Consider the following 20,165-nt stretch of genomic DNA (forward strand, 5'->3'; position numbering starts at 1 on the left):
CGGTGTTGTCCTCATGAATTATGAACCAGGACCTCTCATGAATTGGAGACAGGTTCCATAAAATCACCATAACACATCTATCTACATCCGAAACTTACTTTAAAGGATTTGGATAAATATGTAACTGTCTCGCTTAATAATGCCATCGCAACAAGTAGTGAAAAATAGAAAGAGACAGATAAACGATTACAGCGTTGTATATCCACTAGGTAGATTAATATAGATTTAATGTTTCTTAATAAAAATAATAGTATTATCGGTTTATAAATTGGTAAATTTATGGTATAAATCATCTTAAAACAATATTTAGAAGGAGATGTATTAATTTGAAAAAAATTATATCATCATTCATTCTCATGCTTCTTCTTGTTACTATGCCGTTGTCAGTCTTTGCAGAAACCAACAAAGATATACCCGTCGAACCCGCTGAATTTGAAAGCGAGTTCATTTTAGTCGAAAGTGGACAAACTGACTTATTGAATGGAAATGATCGAGCTAGCTTAACCGAATTGTCCAAATTAGATAATGAAAATGTAATATCCTCTAGTGCAATTGTAGAGAAATATGGCGCTGTTGAAGGTAGAAGAGCAGTTTATAATATTGTTTCAGTAATGCCAGATGATATATATGTACACTAATAATTGATATAATATAGAAAACTGTCCAACTTATTAGGACAGTTTTTCTATATTATATAGCTAGGAGGATGGTGGAAATTATGGAAACAAGGTGGTTTTATGAAATCAAAGATTTGGATGAACCTAACAGTACATTAATGAATACTTCAAATACGGATGTTTCTATTAAATCTTTTTACAATAAATTCAAGCCTAACATATCAGACTTTCAGAGCAACATTATAACTCAATGGGTAATTACACCTTTTTTAAACCCAGAAGAAGGACAATCTTTTCAAATTCCTGTTCCTTCAAAAGAATTATTAATATATATTAATGATAATATTGCTGGTTATTTCGAAACAGTTAAGGGCATTTACGAAGATAATATTCTGACAATGATGAGATTAAGTGACCTCAAAGTAGAATATGGAAATATTTTGAGGACAAATTATTCGATGAATAAAAATTTTATAAATCCTGTTATCCGTGATTTTTATCTTAATAATGATTTCAAAGTTAATCCTTTTGGTAAAATTGAAGCAGTTGATTATGAAATCATTATAGAAGAATTCCGTAAGATAGCAACAATACAATCAAATAAATCGATTGATGAAACTTTATGGGAATTTCTTAAGAGAACCCATATTGAAAGAGAAGGTTATATCATTTTGTCTCCGCAAAGCTGGAGATTTAATAATAACCTAATCAATTCTCGTTTTTTAGAGTACATTTCTCGATACGCCAATAGAGTAATACTTACAGTGAATAAATTAAATCAACATGTAAGGGCAGTTGAGATAAGATAACGTAAAATACGGAATATCGTCTTTCTTTTAATACGTAACTCATAGAATGAATTCAATTTTTTTATTAATAGGGGATCGGTTAAACCTTTTGACTGGTCCCTTTTATCTAAAGGAGTCTTCGTTTCGATATGTCTTGGTAAAGTGAGGGTATTATAAATATAATGGAAATATTTTTTGCATAATTAACTCAGGTAACTTTAACATCAATCTCCCCTAAAGCTTCAGAAAAAATCCCCGGATACAGGCTTGAAGGTGTCTTTTATTCCATCCGAATCGCTTCCGATTCGGTGTTGTCCTCATGAATTATAAATTTGGAGGCTTTGCCAGAGCCATCTGTAACGAATTCCACCTCATCTGGTACTACCCGGATAAAAAACCTGGTTTCGGACAACGGATAAAGCTCTACCCGCATCTGCCCCTCGACTTGAAGATATAAGCGCCCCTGTTCTGATGTAACCTTTACATCCATGCCCTCATCTAAGCGATAGACACCGATATAACGCTCATATACGGCAGGATCAACCGGCACTGCCCTTATTTTTGCTGGATATTCCGGGATTTCAAAAGGCTGATCGAACAATATACTCTGAACAGCCTCAACAATACCCTGCTCATATTGATGGTCCTGCTCCATATTGCCCAGATAAATGATCGTTCGCTTCGCCTCGGTATAACGGATCATAAGGGTTGCATACCCCGGCCACCCTCCACTATGGCTGACGGTCAACCCTTTTTCCGCATGGTCCTGCAAAATCCAACCGAAACCATAATCAAACGTTTCACCACTCTTTAACTGAACAGGCGTAAATGCTTGCTTCAGTGACTCCTTGCTTAAAAATGTCTCCGAATATAGCGCTTGATCAAATTTAATCAAATCCCCTAACGTAGAATTGACGGTTCCATCTCCCTGAATCCCATCCAGGTAGATGACATACTGCGTATCTGGGAACTGATCCGGTAATACATATTGACCTGACAAAGGATCGTACACGTAACCATAAGCATAGTTATCGATGGTCTCGTTCATATATCTTCGATTGTATACTCGCGTATGCAGCATCCCCAGCGGACGGAACATATGCGTATCCATAAACTCGGCAAAGCCAAGCCCTGAAATTCGCTCTACTAACAATGCAAGCAGAACATACCCGGTGTTGCTATACTCCCATTGTTCATTTGGTGTAAAACGACGCTCCGGTCGATGTTCCAACAGCAAGTTTAATACATCTTCATTTACCGCTATCTGTGTGTGGTCCCAATGGTTCTGGAACAGTTCCATGTAATCAGGCAAGCCTGAGGTATGATTGAGCAGATGCCGGACTGTAATGCCAGGATACGGGAAGCCGGGAAACCACTGTTCAATGAAGTCGTCATAGGATAGCCGCCCCTGCTCCTTCAATAGCATGATCGCTGCAGCCGTAAACGGCTTGGATAGCGATGCCAGCTCGAATACAGAATCAAGGGTCAGCTTCCTTTGAGTCGATAAATCCCCATATCCAAACACGGATTGATATACAATTTCTCCTTGTTCCGCCACACACACCGCACCGTTGATCTGTTCTTTTTCATGCAATGTACGAAATAGCATCTCTAGTTTTTGCTTCTTCTGTTTCATTTCTCTTCCCCCTTCGTCGGGCAAAATTTTATTAAAGAAAAAAATTGAAGATATATAACCTTCAAGGTTCATCAGTCAGACTATTTATACTTTGTTTCAATTATTTCAGCTTCAATTACTTCATATTCTTTATTAACGGGATTGCCTCCATACTTCTTGAGAATCTTACTGATGACTTTATAAAAGGCAAATTCCGGAGTTGCCCCTTTAGCGGAGTACTCTATTTCATCGTTATCTCTAACGTTTACTTTATAACTTTTATAACCTGTTCCAGTATAAGATAGATTGAATTCGCAATCATTTTCCTCTAGCCAGGAAATTAAATCGAGTATACTCGGTATCCATACTCCCTTCTTATAAACTTCTTCCTCGCAAAGATATTTCGTTGATGGTATAACCCTTCCTCCAACAACCCAAATGGCATCTTGATATTCAAAAATATCCTGTGGATATACCCTATCTGCATATGAAGGCCTATGGAATCCTAATTCGAAGAGTTTTATTGCGTCTGTTTTTGATATAGTCATTTCTTATACCTCAAATCTACTTCATTTTTATTACTGTACCAGTACGACTCTTGTGTTTCAGATCAGGTTCAAGCTCAATCCCTTCCGCTTTGCCAACAACAAGCGGAACTTATATACTTTGTATGCCATATCGAATTACCTCACTTTTCAGGTTAAGATTCCACTTTCATTACGCTTTTACCGATGAATGACCTATCGCCCACCTAAATCCTGCTCTACAATTCTCTTTAGTTTCAACGTTAACGTGCAAAGCTGCTGCACCTCTTCGAGTTTCATTTTTGAATAAAACCGCTTAATGATGTCACGCTCTACCTCTTCTTGTTTGGCAAAATAATTCGCCCCCATTCGGCCCAGCTGCACAATAATTTCCCGGCGATTGTGGACATTAATTTCCCGCTTCACATACTCCATGCTCTCCAGTTTGCCAACGATCTGGCTTACGGCACTGGAGGTAACTCCCATGTGATCGGCCATTTCCCGGATCGTCATTCTCTCATATTTATGAATCAGCTCCAGCAGCAATGCCTGCTTAGTTGTAATCTCATCATCCAATAATGATCGGTACTCTTGCAGCAATGTCGTGTTGATCCAATACTCTGCTTCATTCATTTCTTTTACACATCGAACTAGCTCATCACTCACTTGATGATTATTTATATCACTCATATAAACCACCTTTAATATTAAGATATCTAACATATTGAACAAGTTTGAAATCAAAAAAACGAGCGAAAAGAAAAGGGGTCACTCCTTTTCCCCGTCTGCAGTTTCCTCTGTATTGTCATTGTCACTTTCATTTTGCTTTCATACTTTCTCTCTGTACTTGACTCTATTATACTGATTAATGAGTTCATCGAGATGCATCGATTGTTTCAACACTTTGGGGTGCCGTAAACCATACCGCCTCCCCATTTGATTCAGCAATTGTCGAGACTTCTCTATTTGCTGCCGCATGACCTCGGCATGTATCATTGATCGCCACCTCCTTGTGTAATATTTTAGGATATAATGTAAAAATATAGTTTATATTTTGTATTGCATTATAACTCAACTAACGCAGCCACTTAAAACGAATAAATCCTTGCTATATAAGGGCTGCGCGCAATAAATTATACACATTGATAAAAGAAAAACACCTCTCAAATAAGTGTCGAACAACCATCCCCAAACGAAAGCTATATAACTCCATGGTGCACTACAATACGCCGTCTGAAAAGGTCGAAACTCGAATTTGTTTTGCATTGAAGCATCTCGCAACGTATTCGTCATAACTCAAAAATAGATATGCTAGATCATACTTGTACGGACTGTTACCCTTCCTGAACGTTCTAATAGAAAAACTTAAGTAGTAAAGGGTGTCATATATATTTGACAAAAATAAAAAGTCACATATAATGTACATTAAATGCGCATGAAAGGATGCACGACTTGAACAAAGTCAGAGAATATAGGAAAAATAGAAAGTTAACTCAGATCGAGCTTGCCAAAAAGGTTGGGATAGCCAGACAGACGATTAATTTAATCGAAAATGATAAGTATAACCCTTCATTGTCTTTATGTATTTCTTTAGCAAAGGAACTCGGAACAGACCTTAATACTTTATTTTGGGAGGAAAAAAGCGATGAAGAATCAGATACTTAATCGTTTTATTGGAGTAATTGATGAGCGAGATGAATATCAGCTGCAAGAAATCTATAAAGAACTAGCTTATTCCGGAATTCTGTTATGGGGTTTATCTGTGTTAGTAATGTTTGTTAGTCTAATCATAGATACGATTAATAACGAATTATCTTTTTCAACACCTGCACTTTTCATTATCAACATGATTTATGCTACTATGGTCACTGCAAGATTAAGAAAAAAACAATTAGACGCAACAGATTGTGTTTCTATGGACGAATACATAGAGAAGAAAAATCTATTAAAAAAATCAGCTGTTTTTGCTGGCATCCAGTGGGGACTATCCATGATCATTTTAATGGAATTTATATTTCCTTATTTATCTACTGGTGAAATCAATGTACGTTGGTGGAGCTTATTTATTTGGACTTTGGTAGGCATGATCTCTGGCGTGATCTTTTATAGATTTTTAAAATCAAAGTTAAAGAAGCAATTTTAAGAAATTGCAGCAGAAATCGATGATCGTGTTCACTGCATTGATCAAAGAGAACGATACAACCTAATTACATTAATGCTTCTCTGCCGATTTCAGGCAACGAAAGTTGAGATTATAATAATAAGGTTACAGAATTCCTTTCACAAAAAAAGACCAGCCGGATTCGGCTGGTAAGGTGGTATAGCTTATATTTTCTTTTTATTAAAATTCGTATCCACTACCGTGAATAAATGCTTGGATTGGAGGCTGTGCAGAAGCAGCACTTACAGGAATCGCAATCGACATAATTACAAGAGCAGTAGCCAACAGTACAACAATTTTCCGTTTCATATCCCTACACCTCACAAATTAATTTATGATATCTATGTTGTTCTTCTTCGGATGCCACATGTCTATATAGTTCAAACAGTCTTACAAACTTGAGAATCGCATCATCATTATGAATTTCTATAGCAGTTTCCAATCCAATCAATACATACTTTATACCAGTTTCATATTTCTTACGGTGCCAACAGTAAGTAGATAGCTCATTCATGAAACGAGTAAACCGATTCACTGATACTTGTTCGTTATACATCCCTGTAGTTCCCTTGTTATCGATATACCGAGAAATCTGCGGTTCAAATTTCTGAATAATATCATCTATATTAAAATCAAAACGATTAGCAGCTTGAAGAATTCTAATCAGAGCATAAAGAATTTCGTTTTCTTGCGTTTCAATAAACGCTACATATTTCGGAAGCACCTCAATTTTTCCCATCATCAGATGATATAAGTAGGTATTTGCCGTAGCCCACATTTTGAACAGCTCTTTCAAGTATCGAACCTCTTCCGTGTCCTCTTTCACCCAGCTCATATCGGAATACAAAGTAATGTACTGAAATGCCTGCTCATAATCACCGTACTCATCACAGACAGCCGCTCGCATTAAGTGAGAGTATACGATATAACTAAACAGCGGACGTTTAGGCTCTCGATGCAGACCGCCTCTTCTCGACTGCCCATATTTAGTCTTGTATTGGATCAGTGCTTTTTTCCCCATCATAGCGGCCATTTCATCCGCCTTATCCCATTTCCCGAGAGAAAAGTACATATTCAGCAAATCCTTCAGTGCATCAAGCTGGTCTATGATATCCAATCGCTCGACATAACCTTCAAATTTGGTAGCTGCTCTTAAATTCTTCTCCTGGTCATGTCCTAATGAAATGGTGAATAATCGATAATGACAAAGAGCTAGCCGCTCGGAATGCTGATACTTCTCACTTTCAGTAATGTTCTCATAAATAATAGCCGCTGCATCCAATTTGCCCTGATTGAAGAAATCCTCAGCTGTATCAAACAACGCAGGTATGTAAGAAAGCCTATCCATCATGAAATGAACAGCCCGCTGGATACATTCCAGCTTGTCCAATTCCGCGCATCGGTACAGAAATGGCCGCAAACGCCGCCAGTTCGGAGATTGAACAAAGCATTCATCGAGATACAGCTCATAGAAACTGCCCTCGGGAAGCCCCATAGCTGAAATGATCCGATCCAGCTGCTGCATGGATATCGGCCGTGTGCCCTTAATAATCGTACTGATCGTTCCGGAATTCACCTTAGACTTCTCTGCAAACTGATTGATTGTTGTCCCGTTCCTGATCAGATAACTTTCCAGTTCTGAGCCTATCGTGGTTGTATGGATCAAGTCAAACAACCTCCAATAAATAATTCATACCAGAATAATCCATAATTTAGGATAAAGGTTCAATTAAAGTAATAGTATAGTGGATTATTACACCTGTCAATTACTTCTTAGGATAAATATGACATAATATCGTCAAAACCCTTCATTTCGTTACGGATTTAGACAATAAAAACCTATGCTGCAAAGCCAAAAAACGTCTCTTTTTTCATGTTATGGAGATCCGCACGGATGATAATGTGATTTTTTTCCCATGAAAACTGTGGGTGTTTTGATGTAAATATATACCAGTCCCTAGTTGTATGATCTGTATCTTTCTGTATATTATTAATGATTCCTTCCGCTCACCCTATAATAAACAGCTTTTTAAGGCTGTCTAATAGAGATGTAGAGGTGATGGCCCAAACAACTAGAAAAACTATCATTAGCGCAAAAATAATATAGATGACTAATTTCCAGTTCAATTTTTTTCGTTTCCGCTTCTTATATTTACGCGGTCTTCCTCTAAGTAACTCAACTTCCTGAATTTCACTCATACTCGTGGTCTCCTCGCATTATTATTCTATTGGTTCAGTATGTAACGATTTTTCCTTCTATATCTTTTATCGTAATTTTCTCATCTAAAATGGAGTCTTTATTACTTGTAGTGCCATAAAATCAAAAAAAGAGCTTCTCCCGCTTCAAGGGATAAAACTCTCTGTTCTGCCCGAACAATGTCATCTTTAAACAAATCGATCAACTGCGCCATCGCTTTCGGATCATCTTACTGTACAGCGCGGACCGGAGGACTTTATAAAGTAAGGACCCACGACGAACATCTTGAACTATACCCCGAGAGATAAACACTTAAATAAGTAGCCTTCTCCGGGTATAGTTCAATTCGTAACTTTGAGTGTCAATATAAACGTAATAATTCTATTAGTTACTCACTCCATGAAATATAACATGTTGTATCGTTTCGCAATATTATAGGATGTACACGGAGCTATATAAAAACAACGACAAACTATTTGAGCTGGACTACCTTTCTGATCGGGAAGATTTGGGCCTGTATAGCGGCTATAGCGGTTAAGTTACCAATGAATCTAGCACCACCTTCACCCAATCGTATGGCTACATCTAAACTTGCATTAGTGCAAAGTTGTATATAATGTATAAGATTTATTACAGGTTGACCCTGTCCAATTCCATTACCTATACCTACAGTTAAAGGTGAAAATACGGGCGAAGTCAATTTAGCTTCAGAATAAATATTGTGTCCTTGATCTTTTGGATCACTTACTAATTTTTCAAGATTTTCTTTTGACCCTTTCAATTCTTTGTAAAGAACTGTTACTTCAACCCCATTTTCAGTTGTAGTAGTTTCTTCAGTAGTATGTAACAGTTCTGGACCATTATATGATTCTGTTGGGATCAGTTCCTACTAACGAGAAAATAAACGTGAAAGATAAGGCAGCGCCAATATTTTTTTGATATTTTTTATATTTTGGTAAATTCATACATTATCGTTGGTGTCATTATCCAATACGCTGTTATACTTGGTAAAGAATTAGGAGGTTTATGGAAAATGGGGAGTTTGGGAAGCATGATAGGGTTAGGGGCAATCGTTGGCATATTGTTCATTTTAATATTTATAATTTTACTAAATTATGTTAGTTGTTAAATTGGTAGGGAAAAGGAAAAAATAAAGAATAAGGTGGAGCTTATTTAAAAACCACATTCACCTATAAAAAACCTCGGAATCTTTAGATTTCGAGGTTTTTATATATTCCATATATGAGACCTGATAAAAAAGTCATTCTACAAAAAAAGTTTGTAACTCCTCATAAATGTTGTAATCATTTTCTATTTCATATCGGCTAATTTTATTTTTTGTCTTTGTATCATCAAATATCTCTAAGGTATTTTTATCAAAAAAGGAAATACCGAATTTATTTTCGAGATTTTCCTTAATGATTAATTCATATGTATACTCATCTCTCTGAATATCAAGTGTCTTTGTTTTTTTTAATTCCATAGCGTTTAGAATGGTCATTATCGAATTTATTTCGTCAGGCTCCTTCACTACTATTTCTTCTGTCTCAAGTGTTTCATAGGATAATCTACTGATTTTAATTTGGCTTACATCAGTTAAAGAAATTTTTTCAGTGACAATTTCATTAAATGATGCTTTTCCTTGTGAAAAATACATTAAGCCTGCTATGGATAAAACAATTATAAAAGTAATACTGATCAATATAATTTTGGGTTTAGTCTTCATTAATGTCACTTCCTAACTTAATTATTATGACTGAACAGGTTTACCAGAAATTATACATTAAAATTGCACTTATTACTACCACTGAAACAAATAACGATCTGTCACTGGTTCCCCAGCGACAGATCGTTATTTTTACATTGTTACATAATAAGCCAGCCACTTCCTGTATTAATACGAATTAATCTACCTTGACCAGTAATAAATTGAGCTAACAATTTACCATGTCTTTTATATTCAATAAAAGGAAATTCTATTTCGACCATTTTATAATGAGGATTGCGTTCAAAAAGAGCAATAACATCGTCCAAGTACCAATTACCATTCTTAACCATTTTGTCTAGGATTGCTCTTTCGTTGCCGACAAGACCCGCAGAAAGAGATACTACACCAGCCGCGACACTAGCAGGCGTACTAGATACAAAGACTAGTCCCAAAATTGAACCTGCAGCGGAGAGCAGTGTCGTTAGTCGGTTTGTGTTCGGATTAACAATTCCAGAGTCATACATATCCTTTTGTGCTTGTTTAATCTTTTTAGCTTGATCATAGGTCAATGTTAATGTTTTCTTAAACTCTCTTGTTTGATAACCTGCCATATTAATTACCTCCTAAATTTTTTAACGCTCTTGTGGCGTCTCACTATATAAAGAGAAATGAGTGTCTGATTTTACAACCATTCTCGGAAAATTTAATTTAGATCACTAATATCAAAACTTTGTATGACCTCTAACATTTTTACATAGAGATCTTGTTTTAAATCATCTCGATGATCGGCCGGAACTTGTTGTAATGATGATTTTAACTTTGGGGTAAAGCATTCCAATATTTGTATTATTGCTTCCTGATCGTGTTTTTTTTGCGCTCTTAATAATAATTCGGCCATCATAAAATCACCTCTTCTTGTTGTTATTGTGTATTTCATTCTTCAGAGCATTAATCGCTTCGCTTAAATCAGATATTCTTTTTTCGAAACGAATAAGTAAATACGAGGTAATTGCAATAGGAAAGCCTAAGTTAGCGATTAGAGCTGGAAATTCGACCTCATTCATATCTTCACCCTCCCAATGTCCGACGCAATTTTGATAGAGCTTTCAGGCGATGTTTCGAAATGTTCTGTTGGGAAACACCTAATTTCTGGGCTATTTCTTTGTCGGTTAATTTTTGTATATAAGTAAAGGATAAAATCTGTTGTTGCTGCGCTGGTAGGGATTCATAAGCTTTATAAAGTGAATAGTCTGTAATATGATCCTTTAAATTTGGTGGTATAGGTTCTGAATCGTAACATGCATACAATACTGATTCTAAATTTTCATCGTTGTCTAGGGTCAGTGGGAATCTATTGTCCTTTATTCGTCTTTTTTTGTCATAATTAACAGAGTTGTAGTAGATTAGATTGGCCATATACGTGATAAAACGACGATTTAAACTATCATCTTTTTTCAATATAAGTCCCCCCTTACTCGATTGAAGAAATTACTCCTACCTAATAAAGAGATATATAGTTCAAATTTAACAACCATTCTAAAAAAACAGAACTTACGTTCCTATATTTTAGCACCGAGAACATTTTAATCAATGAAATAAGAACCATTTTTTCTTTTTTTATGAAATAATAATTAGGTTTTTAGACGCAGATTAATAGTTTATTTCAGGTATATTTTCCTAAAAAATCAGGAGGGAGGGTTATTTAGGCACTCTAAGGTTCCTAGTATTCACTAGGCAATGAACTACCTTGTGAGGTAACTCACGGACACCACAAAGAAAGGGCTACCTTAATAGTAGCCCTTCTTTTTAATATAGAACTAAAAGTGGAAGGCAAGCTGCCCTTCCCCAATATTGTAAACTTTTTTGGCTTTAACCGTTTTACTTTCAGTCACCAGCTCCAGTTTTAATTCAGAAATTTCAATCGGACTTGATGCTGAAGGCATATTGGTCATTCCAAACAACCAACGATGGTACTCCACCTGTTCCAAAGGGATTTGAGCAGGTCTACTTTTAATACCACATCAAAAATAGAAATGTTGTCAAAAGATAGACCATCATATCCACTTTGGACATTCTGCACTGCGTAATCCAATTGTTTCTCAAAACGTGACTTGAGATCTATTGGAACATTCTCGTCCGCCCACTTTTACAAGGCGTCCGACAATAGATCCCCCTGTAACCTCTAAATATCTGTGTGGTTCTGATGCTAGCCCCTCTTCTGGCTCTACAGCTTCTACTGCTGCCTAGTTATAAAATGAGCGTAAAATTGTATAGCTTGAAGTGATGCTTGAGGTCTGTTAACATTAATTTAACTTTATTATTAAATATTGTTATTTCTGTGTAAATAAACTTTTTATTTGCTCTGTTACAATTGCTGATAGACAAGATGAAAGGAGCAAGAGAGTTGAAAAAAGAAATTGGTATATTGTTGTTGGTCAGTACTGTTTTGCTTTCAGCCTGCGGCACAGATAATAATGGAGGTGATAAGCAAGAGGAAAGTAGTACTTCGAGTAATCCGGTAATAACGCAACCTCAACAAGAGGGGAAGGCAACGGAGTCAGAACAAAAGACGAAAGATAGTGATTCTTGGTCATCTGAAAATAACGAAGTGAAAGTTACGCCTGTTAAGAAAGATAAGTATGGAACGACAGAGGTTGTGTCAGTGGAAGTCAATGGTGTTAAGAAAGAGTTTAATTGGCAGGTTGCAGAAGAGCCCCGGGTTTTTTATGCAGATGTAACTAGTGATGATAAACCAGAAGTGGTAATAATTAATAATATAGGGAGAGGCACTGACACAAGTATTGATGAATTACATGTGCTGAACAGTGAGGATCTATCAGAAATAAAAGTTCCGAATTATGAAGAAGTTGTTGCTGAGCATATTGAATCGCATGTTACCAAAAACAAGGATGGAAAATTAGCGATTAAAGTTAAAGCGCAAGGGGAAGACTATGAATTTAGTTACGATGTAGATCCAGGTTTGGAGGTACAAGATAAACTTCTTTTCGGTGGCACAGTTACTTATATATTTGAAAATGGAAAAATCGCTTCGGATATCGGTGGAAGTATTGGGACGTCTCCTATTTACGTATCTAACTTCCATATCACATATAAATTCGATAGTGTGAAGAATGCATTTATTGTAGACCAAATTAAAGTTGAGCCGTTTAAGTCTAATAAATCATAACCACCCGTCTAGTGAAGTGACCCCATAAAGTTAGACAGGTTAATTCTTTAGGCGACTTGTTGTGCATGAGTTCGGTACTGTACCGGACTCATGCCTTTTAGTTTCGCCTTAATTCGCTTGTGATTATAATAATCGATGTATTTTGATAGCTCTTGTTTAAAATGCACGATACTTTCAAATTCATTTACATAGAGAAATTCAGATTTCATAATGCCAAAGAAGCTTTCAATGACGGCGTTGTCGTAGCAGTTACCTTTGCGGGACATACTTTGCTTAATGCCACGTTTTTCAAGGGCATGACGATACTGTTTCATCTGATAATGCCAGCCTTGGTCAGAATGAATCAATAGCTCATCTTTATCCGTTAGATGCTTGAATGCTTGATCTAACATCTTGGAAACAAGGGAATAGACAGGTCTTGAACCAATTGTATACGTAATAATTTCGCCATTATATAGATCTAGCATGGGAGATAAATATAGTTTTTCTCCAAACAATTTAAACTCTGTTATATCTGTAACCCATTTCTCATTTGGCTTTTCAGCGTTAAAATCGCGTTCTAAAATGTTTGGTGCAATCTTGCCAACCTCGCCTTTATACGAACGATATTTCTTCATACGTATCAGGCACTTTAACCCCAATACCTTCATCAAGCGCTGCACTTTCTTATGATTAACATGGTGTCCACGATTCACNTTTTATCGGGATGGTCTTATTGGTCAAACCCTCGATCCCTCCACCCGCATAGCGGGTGGTTTTATGTTTCGCACGCTATCGCGTGCTCAACTGACTAAAGTCGTAATAAGCAAAAGGCTAGCCAATATTGTGGCTAGCCTTTTTTGGATGAAATTAATTACATGACATAGTCAAAAAACATGTGAGCTCCGATAGCGATTTTAGAGCTGACTACGACTGTTCTTCCGGTAGGGAAATCATAGTAGAGTTTACCGTTTTGAGTGTAGCTCCGCTGGTTAAATCGTGTGATAGTATTATAAAAACATTTAGAGCCGATAGGGTTTTTAAAGCTGCTTAGGTTTGAAGCTACATTTACACAGTTTTTCCAAGCAGCACTGTTTCTATCAGGTCTAAGAACGTCATCCAAGTTTGGATCATTATTGTTAAAACAACTGAATGCTTGTGGCTCAAGAACTACTGCTTCAATCGTGTTGAGAGATTTAAACTCATAATATGTTTTGTTGTTTTTTCGGTTCATTATGACATAGGCCACAGCTACACGAGATACGGAATCATTCCGAGTTTCACCGTAAAGAGTTCTTGCCAATAGATCGACGCTGTCACGTCCGTAAAGCTGAGATTTGGATGTTAATGGAGCACCAATTGCCATAGTTATTACCTCCTAAAATTGTTAATCGCCTTTGTGGCGTCTCACTATATAAAGAGGAACGAGCCTTTGATTTTACAACCAAACCTAAAATTAATTTAGAAGTTCATTAATATCAAAGCGTTGTATAACCTATATCATCTTCACATATAGAAATGAATCTCAATTTTTACAGCCACTTTTGGAATTTTATTTGAATTCACCGATATCAAAATTTTGTATAACTTCAATCATTTTTACATATAGCTCTTGTTTTAAGTCTTCTCGATAATCAGGAGGTACTTGTAACAAGGAAGCTTTTATTTTTGGCGTGAAACATTCCAAAATATTTAATGTCGCCTCCTGATCGTGGTGCTGCTGCGCGCGTACTAACAATTCAGCCATTATAGAATCACCTCTTCTTATTGTTATTGTGTATTTCATTCTTCAGTGCATTAATCGCTTCGCTTAAATCAGATATTCTTTTTTCGAAGCGAATAAGTAAATACGAGGTAATTGCAATAGGAAAGCCTAAATTAGCAATTAAAGCAGGAAAACCGACCTCATTCATTTATCTTCACCCTCTCAATGTCCGGCGCAATTGTGATAGTGCTTTTAGGCGAGGTTTCGAAATGTTCTGTTGGGAAGCACCTAATTTCTGGGCTATTTCTTTATTGGTTAATTTTTATATATAAGTAAATAATAGTATCTGTTGTTGCTGCGCTGGGGGGGATTCATAAGCGTTATAAAGTTGAATAGTCTGTAATTATGATCCTTTAAATTTGGTGGTATAGATTCTGAATCATAACATGCATAAAATATTGATTCTAGATTTTCATCGTTGTCTAGAGTCAGTGGGAATATGTTGTCCTTTATTCGTCTTTTTTTGTCGTAATTAATAGAGTTGTAGTAAATTAGATTGGCCGTATACGTGATAAAACGACGATTTAACCTATTATCTTTTTTCAATATAAGTCCCCCCTTACTCGATTAAAGAAATTACTCCTACCTAATAAAGAGATATATAGTTCAAATTTAACAACCATTCTCAAAAAAACAGAATATATGTTCATGTTTTTTAGCGCTGAGAAGATTTTAATCAATGAAATGGGACTAATAGTTTATTTCAGGCACATTTTCCTGGAGAAAAGTCAGGGAGGGAGATTACTTAGGAAACTCAGGTGCCGAGTTAACGAAGTACATATAACGCAAAAACCAGCTAATGTTTGTCAAACATTTTAATCTTGGAGACGGTATGCATATGATAGAGGAAAGATTTACAATAACCAGGACACATTGAAGATGTTAAAAGTAGACTACGGTTATTGTAAGGAAAAGAAAGAAATCTTCCCCTCCTCGTGTGTCGAAGACTGTAGGGTGTGCAGCAACTATATTTTTAAACCTGATATTGATAACTACGAACAAGGAATTGAATGGCTGCAGGACTATTCCAGTGTCCTTAATCAGCGGATAAATGAAGTACACCTAGTAATGAAGGAACAGTAATATATTCAAAAAGGACCGTTAGGTCCTCAGATTGTCGAAAAACCCAGTGTCTTGTGCCAAGACGTCTGGGTTTCTCTTATTTGGGACTGATCAGTATTTCCCATTATTTATTTTTAATTTTGCTTTAGACATTCATAATGTCGAGGAAGCCGTCTTTTTTGTCTGTTATCGAATCTCGATGGCTCTAATATGATGATTTAATTGATTTACTGTAAGAATAACTCTTTTGGCGTAACGACAAATGTATGCCAGAAATGAAGAATTGATAAGGTCATCATTAATTGACCAACCTTCAGGTGACAAAATGATATTCCCATATCTTTCAATACTTGTATTGAGGAAAAAGTTCCACAGAGTTTCATCTGCTAAGGTTTTTGAGGGAGTTAGTCTTTGGAACGATTCTATTGAAACTTCATAGTGAACCGCCTCTATTTGACTAAAAGGAGTAACAGAAAAATTTTTATCAAGGTAAAAATCACGAATAATTGGATTGATTGAGTTTTTGTCCATAGTATAATTCAACATTAAAATTTCTCTAAGTTCTTCTTTAAAATCACTTAGTCTTATGTTTTTCAGTATGTTATTTTCATGGATAGTCTTTACTGTTTCAAAAAACCCAGCTACATTTTCAATGATAAACTTAAAAACATCTTGAGACTCAATAGATATTTGAAAAAACATTCCTTCACTTGGTTTTAAAAATGGTGTAGTAATCCACTGAACTACTGTATTATCTTTAAAGCTCGTGATGCAAGGTGTAAAATTGCTTTTGATGGTATTAAAAGACACATCAGCGATATTAGCATCATTTATTCTTTTAATAGGTTCATCTAAATCCTCAATTTTGTAAAACCAAGTGTTCATGAATTTCCCTCCTGAATAAATATAGAAAACTGTCCAAGCTTAATTGGACAGTTTTCTATATTATAACAATTTTAAGACAGACACTATCACTATTAGTTTACGTATATGTCATCTGGAACAACTGAATCAACGTTGTAAACAGCCCTTCTTCCTTTAACAGCGCCATATTTCTCTACAGAAAAATACCCTGACCTGGATTGAAGCTAATTTGGCCATCAAGTGTTTTATAGTTTTCCATAGCCTGACCAGCATCTAAAAACGAGCTAGCCGGCAAAATAGCTATTTCACCAAAACGATCTTTAATAATCAACAGCCTTCTCTATACGGAGCATCTTGTCACGATCCACAAAAAAAGGACGTTCATCTATATAGGTAATTTCTATATACAAATTACAACCGGTAGAAATAATTTTTTAAAAAGTCGGTGAACCCTATGGAATTTTAATAGTAAATAGTGGTATAGTATTCAATAACGAGAACAAGTGTTCTGTTTTAGTTGTGATGAGTCTGCTGGATTAGATCAATACAAGAGGTTGCCCCAAACAAAGAAATAAAAGGAGTTGGTTATTTATGAAAAAAGTGCTGTATGTGCCATTGGATGATCGTCCTGTGAATCTCGATGATGTTATTGTTCAGGGAAAATCGGCTGGAATTGAGGTAATCACCCCTTGCACTCGCGATATTACAAACCGCCTGGATTCTCAAAAAACGGCATCAGGCTCTATTTTGGAGAGTACTTTTGCACCTACCTTCGGAAACATGCCGAACATTCGTCAATTTATTCTCGATCACGCCAACCATGTTGACGGCTTCATTATTTCAGCAGACATGCTTGCTTATGGCGGATTAATCGGAAGCAGGCGGCTGCGAAGCAGCGAGAGCGGGAACTACCCCGACTATGATGCTTCCACAACGGATCTGCTTGACGTCATTCGTATCGTTAAACAAGCCTATCCAAGCAAACCGGTATATGTTCTGGATACGATTATGCGGCTGGCTACAACGACGTATGTCGAGGGTGTGTTCCAGAACGCTTATGATGAATCCCGCGCTTTCATGATGCAGCCGCGTAAAGAAGTGTTTAGTTTCCATGAAATTTTGAACGGCTATGATACGAAACCGGACGGCTCCCTATACGAAGACACAACCACCTTCAACAAAGAACATTATTACGAGGCTCGCCGTCATAAATTCAAAACCAATTACTATATTCTGGATCAACTTCTACGGTTAGGGTATATTGATTTTCTTGCGATCGGTGTGGATGATTCCTCGACACAAGGCGTTCAAGCTAACGAAATCACCTTCATAGAGGGCTATATTACAGCTTGTCTTGGGGGAACAGACGGTCAAAATCCCGAGCGTGCCATTATCCTTCCCGATGCAGACGGTCTGGGACATTCACTTATGGCCCGTATGGCCAATCACCTATTATGTATAGAAAATAAAACCCGTTATACGGTTCGATATTTCGGTCCTCATGGCTCTACCATCATTAATCCTTACGAGTATATGAGTGTGCATGAAAATATCAGTCATCATGTAGATATTGTAGGCGGCAGGCTTGTTAGCGATTGCCCTGACGTGGAGATCATTGCTGTAACAGACGTAAGCCAAGTCTCCAGTGCGATAGACAAGATCGAATCCAATAGCGAGCATCGCATTCCGACTGTTGTCATTGACTTTGTTGCAAGAGGTGCGGCGAATAAAGACGTGACCGAGGCGCTGCTGGACAGCCCGGCCACAGGACTGCTTCTTGGATACAGCGGCTGGAATACAGCCGGCAATAAAATCGGAATTGCGCTTGGTATGGCCCAAGCCCGGTATGCGTATCTGACGACAGAGACCCACTGCGCGTCCATCGATGCAGCGACAGACGCACACGGTACGCTTTTGTTTAAGCGATTTTTGAAGGACTATTACTATAAAACGTTGACCATCGGAGAGATTCGGCAGTATTCGAGAGCCAATACACTATATTCGAACATTCCATACGCTGACGCAAATTTTCTGCTCTTCAATTCGGAGAACGATTATCATCATGTGATCGGCATGTTACGAGAGCGGATGCAGGCGCATACAGATACCCTTGCCGCCAGAAATGCTTTCCGAATCGGACATCCCCACGCCTCTCACAGTATCCGCCAGATCTGCGGGGAAGTATGGTCTTATTCGTCATACATCAGTGCATGTATCCCTTATGACAATCCATCCTTCCTCTGGCATCGGGCGTTCGAGATTACCGTAAATCCTGATGTAACATTGTCCTGCTCATAACCGAGATGATGCCAGAAGATCTTGGACCAACTATCGCAGACTTGGACAGAACGGACTCTACGAATCTCCATTGGGCCTCGGAACGAACGCATTCGGTAAACGGGCAGATCAAAGCATCAATTTCTATCACAACAAAAAACAACTCTGAATATTTTCAGAGTTGTTTTTTATGGATATATTTTTACTTGAAAATTAAACCATCGTCAATTATCTCACCTTTGAAATTCTGAAGAATACGATATTCTGCTAAACTTTTTTCTTGAAACAAAACCTTCAATGTAGTTTGAACGTACTCTAATGGTTCATCAAACGAATAATTAATAATAAGTGAAATTTTCCATTTCTTCAATTCAATTTCTGAAAGATCCACTGTTCCGAATCCCTCATAAAAATCATCTGGTTCATCAAGTTTCCAATATTCCGCAAAAATCCAAAAAGCCTTAATAGCTTGTTGGAAACAATCATGTTTAACTTCAAATTCTTTTAACTTTACGGTTTCCACAAAAATTGCACTCTCCCAAATATAATGCATCTTTATAAGTTGTCATCAAATAGATCGAATACAAAATTACCACTTTTATCTTTGTATCCATATATCCGATAACCGGTAAATTGTTTGTTACTTTAATTTCAAGAGTGTAATGTTTACTTCTTGAATCACTTCTCCAATCAAGTCAACAAGCTCTGTTAAAGTACTATCAGGATCTTCAATATATCTTAAAATTTCCTTATATGGTTTTTTCGAGAAAATGGCTATTTTCCCAATATTTTTAACATAAGGTACACCACGATCATCTAATTCCCACTCTGCTGAGAAATTTTTAACCAAATATTCGCCTAAAAAATAACTACAATATAAGATTTGCTCATGACTTAAATTTTGACTTAAAATTTTTTCTAAAGTACGAGCGATTTATAATCAGTATAACTTAGAGAATGATTTTTAATAAAATGAAGTGCTGAGGCCTTTAAATCATCACTTAAATAATTTTCTGGTAAAGATTCTTCGGGTGATGAATTATGTTCAAACCAAGCCAATCCCTGGTTCATTATGATACTAAGTATCAATTTCAAAGTTTCACAAAGAGAAGGCTCATCATGATAGAAGAACCATTCCTTTATCAAATTACCTTCCAATAAGTACATTGCGGTTGTTTCCGAGTATCCATTATAAAAGCTTGCTCTAATAGCATTCTGATACAAATTACTTTTGTCAATTTCTATATATTCTTTTCCTTTTTGAGTATTTCGTGTAAAAAGCCATCGATGTGAAAATCTTTCTTCATAATCAAAACCATTTTCATGCAAATAATCAGCCATAATGTTATCTATAAGCTTGCTTATTCTCATACTTAACTCCTTTATTTTAATTAAATTCGTATAGGTAATCGAGGAAATGG

27 protein-coding genes and 1 pseudogene are annotated in these 20,165 nt (G+C 36.6%); 6 read left to right on the forward strand and 22 right to left on the reverse strand.

Annotated features, from left to right (window positions below; translation table 11 throughout):
• The first annotated feature begins 326 nt into the window (after positions 1–326).
• Both C8268_RS16870 and C8268_RS16875 read left to right on the forward strand, forming a co-directional pair.
• Positions 327–638 carry a hypothetical protein gene (locus C8268_RS16870; protein ID WP_106768744.1) on the forward strand — a complete coding sequence of 104 codons (312 nt, stop codon included), beginning with the start codon at positions 327–329 and terminating at the stop codon, positions 636–638.
• 80 nt (positions 639–718) lie between these two features.
• Entirely contained in the window at positions 719–1,426 is a 708-nt protein-coding gene (locus C8268_RS16875) for a hypothetical protein (RefSeq protein WP_106768745.1), read from the forward strand.
• 259 nt (positions 1,427–1,685) lie between these two features.
• On the opposite strand, the gene C8268_RS16880 is transcribed toward C8268_RS16875, so the two are convergent.
• The 4 genes from C8268_RS16880 to C8268_RS16895 all read right to left on the reverse strand — a co-directional run bounded on the left by C8268_RS16880 (position 1,686) and on the right by C8268_RS16895 (position 4,540).
• On the reverse strand, positions 1,686–3,041 hold the full coding sequence (locus C8268_RS16880; protein WP_106768746.1) for a serine hydrolase: 1,356 nt from the start codon (positions 3,039–3,041) through the stop codon (positions 1,686–1,688).
• Positions 3,042–3,121: 80 nt separating this feature from the next.
• Positions 3,122–3,568: a hypothetical protein gene (locus C8268_RS16885; RefSeq protein WP_106768747.1), complete on the reverse strand. Its 447-nt coding sequence runs from the start codon at positions 3,566–3,568 to the stop codon at positions 3,122–3,124.
• Between the two features lie 192 nt (positions 3,569–3,760).
• Complete coding sequence (locus tag C8268_RS16890; RefSeq protein ID WP_234032862.1) at positions 3,761–4,234, reverse strand: MarR family winged helix-turn-helix transcriptional regulator; 474 nt, start codon at positions 4,232–4,234, stop codon at positions 3,761–3,763.
• A gap of 138 nt (positions 4,235–4,372) precedes the next feature.
• On the reverse strand, positions 4,373–4,540 hold the full coding sequence (locus C8268_RS16895) for an aspartyl-phosphate phosphatase Spo0E family protein (RefSeq protein WP_106768748.1): 168 nt from the start codon (positions 4,538–4,540) through the stop codon (positions 4,373–4,375).
• A gap of 456 nt (positions 4,541–4,996) precedes the next feature.
• Here C8268_RS16895 and C8268_RS16900 point away from each other — a divergent pair, with 456 nt between their 5' ends.
• Positions 4,997–5,209 (forward strand): helix-turn-helix transcriptional regulator, encoded by a 213-nt coding sequence (locus C8268_RS16900; protein WP_106768749.1) that lies wholly within the window; start codon positions 4,997–4,999, stop codon positions 5,207–5,209.
• Entirely contained in the window at positions 5,190–5,687 is a 498-nt protein-coding gene (locus tag C8268_RS16905; protein WP_106768750.1) for a hypothetical protein, read from the forward strand. The genes C8268_RS16900 and C8268_RS16905 overlap by 20 nt, the downstream gene beginning before the upstream one ends.
• Before the next feature lie 198 nt (positions 5,688–5,885).
• Here C8268_RS16905 and C8268_RS23350 read toward each other — a convergent pair whose 3' ends face one another.
• From C8268_RS23350 to C8268_RS22750, 9 genes are all read right to left on the reverse strand, one after another.
• Positions 5,886–6,014 carry a hypothetical protein gene (locus tag C8268_RS23350; RefSeq protein ID WP_272939336.1) on the reverse strand — a complete coding sequence of 43 codons (129 nt, stop codon included), beginning with the start codon at positions 6,012–6,014 and terminating at the stop codon, positions 5,886–5,888.
• 4 nt (positions 6,015–6,018) lie between these two features.
• Complete coding sequence (locus tag C8268_RS16910) at positions 6,019–7,371, reverse strand: helix-turn-helix domain-containing protein (RefSeq protein WP_106768751.1); 1,353 nt, start codon at positions 7,369–7,371, stop codon at positions 6,019–6,021.
• A gap of 341 nt (positions 7,372–7,712) precedes the next feature.
• Entirely contained in the window at positions 7,713–7,904 is a 192-nt protein-coding gene (locus tag C8268_RS16915) for a hypothetical protein (RefSeq protein ID WP_106768752.1), read from the reverse strand.
• A 1,259-nt stretch (positions 7,905–9,163) separates the two neighbouring features.
• Positions 9,164–9,628, reverse strand: coding sequence for a hypothetical protein (locus C8268_RS16925; RefSeq protein ID WP_106768754.1), 465 nt, complete (start codon positions 9,626–9,628; stop codon positions 9,164–9,166).
• A gap of 140 nt (positions 9,629–9,768) precedes the next feature.
• Entirely contained in the window at positions 9,769–10,221 is a 453-nt protein-coding gene (locus C8268_RS16930) for a hypothetical protein (protein ID WP_106768755.1), read from the reverse strand.
• Between the two features lie 92 nt (positions 10,222–10,313).
• Entirely contained in the window at positions 10,314–10,511 is a 198-nt protein-coding gene (locus C8268_RS16935; protein ID WP_158702754.1) for a helix-turn-helix domain-containing protein, read from the reverse strand.
• Between the two features lie 4 nt (positions 10,512–10,515).
• Positions 10,516–10,674 (reverse strand): YvrJ family protein, encoded by a 159-nt coding sequence (locus C8268_RS16940; protein WP_106768757.1) that lies wholly within the window; start codon positions 10,672–10,674, stop codon positions 10,516–10,518.
• Between the two features lie 4 nt (positions 10,675–10,678).
• Positions 10,679–11,068, reverse strand: a complete 390-nt coding sequence (locus C8268_RS16945) for a sigma-70 family RNA polymerase sigma factor (RefSeq protein ID WP_106768758.1) — start codon at positions 11,066–11,068, stop codon at positions 10,679–10,681.
• A gap of 359 nt (positions 11,069–11,427) precedes the next feature.
• The gene (locus C8268_RS22750; protein ID WP_158702755.1) at positions 11,428–11,571 is read right to left on the reverse strand and encodes a hypothetical protein; all 144 of its coding nucleotides are present in this window, start codon (positions 11,569–11,571) and stop codon (positions 11,428–11,430) included.
• Positions 11,572–12,014: 443 nt separating this feature from the next.
• On the opposite strand from C8268_RS22750, the gene C8268_RS16950 reads away from it, so the two are divergent.
• Positions 12,015–12,797: a hypothetical protein gene (locus C8268_RS16950; protein WP_106768759.1), complete on the forward strand. Its 783-nt coding sequence runs from the start codon at positions 12,015–12,017 to the stop codon at positions 12,795–12,797.
• A gap of 47 nt (positions 12,798–12,844) precedes the next feature.
• Here the strand turns inward: C8268_RS16950 and C8268_RS16955 are convergent.
• The 6 genes and pseudogenes from C8268_RS16955 to C8268_RS22755 all read right to left on the reverse strand — a co-directional run.
• Positions 12,845–13,489, reverse strand: a pseudogene (locus tag C8268_RS16955) (IS3 family transposase); the annotation flags it as partial.
• Between the two features lie 161 nt (positions 13,490–13,650).
• A complete protein-coding gene (locus C8268_RS16960; RefSeq protein WP_106768760.1) occupies positions 13,651–14,142 on the reverse strand; it encodes a cell wall hydrolase in 492 nt (163 codons plus the stop codon).
• A gap of 186 nt (positions 14,143–14,328) precedes the next feature.
• A complete protein-coding gene (locus C8268_RS16965) occupies positions 14,329–14,523 on the reverse strand; it encodes a helix-turn-helix domain-containing protein (RefSeq protein WP_158702756.1) in 195 nt (64 codons plus the stop codon).
• A 7-nt stretch (positions 14,524–14,530) separates the two neighbouring features.
• Positions 14,531–14,689, reverse strand: coding sequence for a YvrJ family protein (locus tag C8268_RS16970; RefSeq protein WP_106768762.1), 159 nt, complete (start codon positions 14,687–14,689; stop codon positions 14,531–14,533).
• A 1,100-nt stretch (positions 14,690–15,789) separates the two neighbouring features.
• A complete protein-coding gene (locus C8268_RS16985; RefSeq protein ID WP_106768764.1) occupies positions 15,790–16,488 on the reverse strand; it encodes a hypothetical protein in 699 nt (232 codons plus the stop codon).
• A 172-nt stretch (positions 16,489–16,660) separates the two neighbouring features.
• Positions 16,661–16,798: a hypothetical protein gene (locus C8268_RS22755; protein ID WP_158702757.1), complete on the reverse strand. Its 138-nt coding sequence runs from the start codon at positions 16,796–16,798 to the stop codon at positions 16,661–16,663.
• Positions 16,799–17,058: 260 nt separating this feature from the next.
• Between C8268_RS22755 and C8268_RS16990 the strand changes: the two genes are divergently transcribed.
• Complete coding sequence (locus C8268_RS16990) at positions 17,059–18,765, forward strand: DUF4127 family protein (RefSeq protein WP_106768765.1); 1,707 nt, start codon at positions 17,059–17,061, stop codon at positions 18,763–18,765.
• A gap of 181 nt (positions 18,766–18,946) precedes the next feature.
• Here the strand turns inward: C8268_RS16990 and C8268_RS16995 are convergent, their stop codons facing one another.
• The 3 genes from C8268_RS16995 to C8268_RS17005 form a co-directional block, all read right to left on the reverse strand.
• Entirely contained in the window at positions 18,947–19,267 is a 321-nt protein-coding gene (locus tag C8268_RS16995) for a hypothetical protein (protein ID WP_106768766.1), read from the reverse strand.
• A 117-nt stretch (positions 19,268–19,384) separates the two neighbouring features.
• A complete protein-coding gene (locus tag C8268_RS17000) occupies positions 19,385–19,594 on the reverse strand; it encodes a hypothetical protein (protein ID WP_106768767.1) in 210 nt (69 codons plus the stop codon).
• A gap of 68 nt (positions 19,595–19,662) precedes the next feature.
• Positions 19,663–20,115, reverse strand: coding sequence for a hypothetical protein (locus tag C8268_RS17005; RefSeq protein WP_106768768.1), 453 nt, complete (start codon positions 20,113–20,115; stop codon positions 19,663–19,665).
• Positions 20,116–20,165: the final 50 nt, after the last annotated feature.

It is taken from the genome of Paenibacillus faecalis (assembly GCF_900289175.1).
Lineage (GTDB): Bacteria > Bacillota > Bacilli > Paenibacillales > Paenibacillaceae > Paenibacillus_AQ > Paenibacillus_AQ faecalis.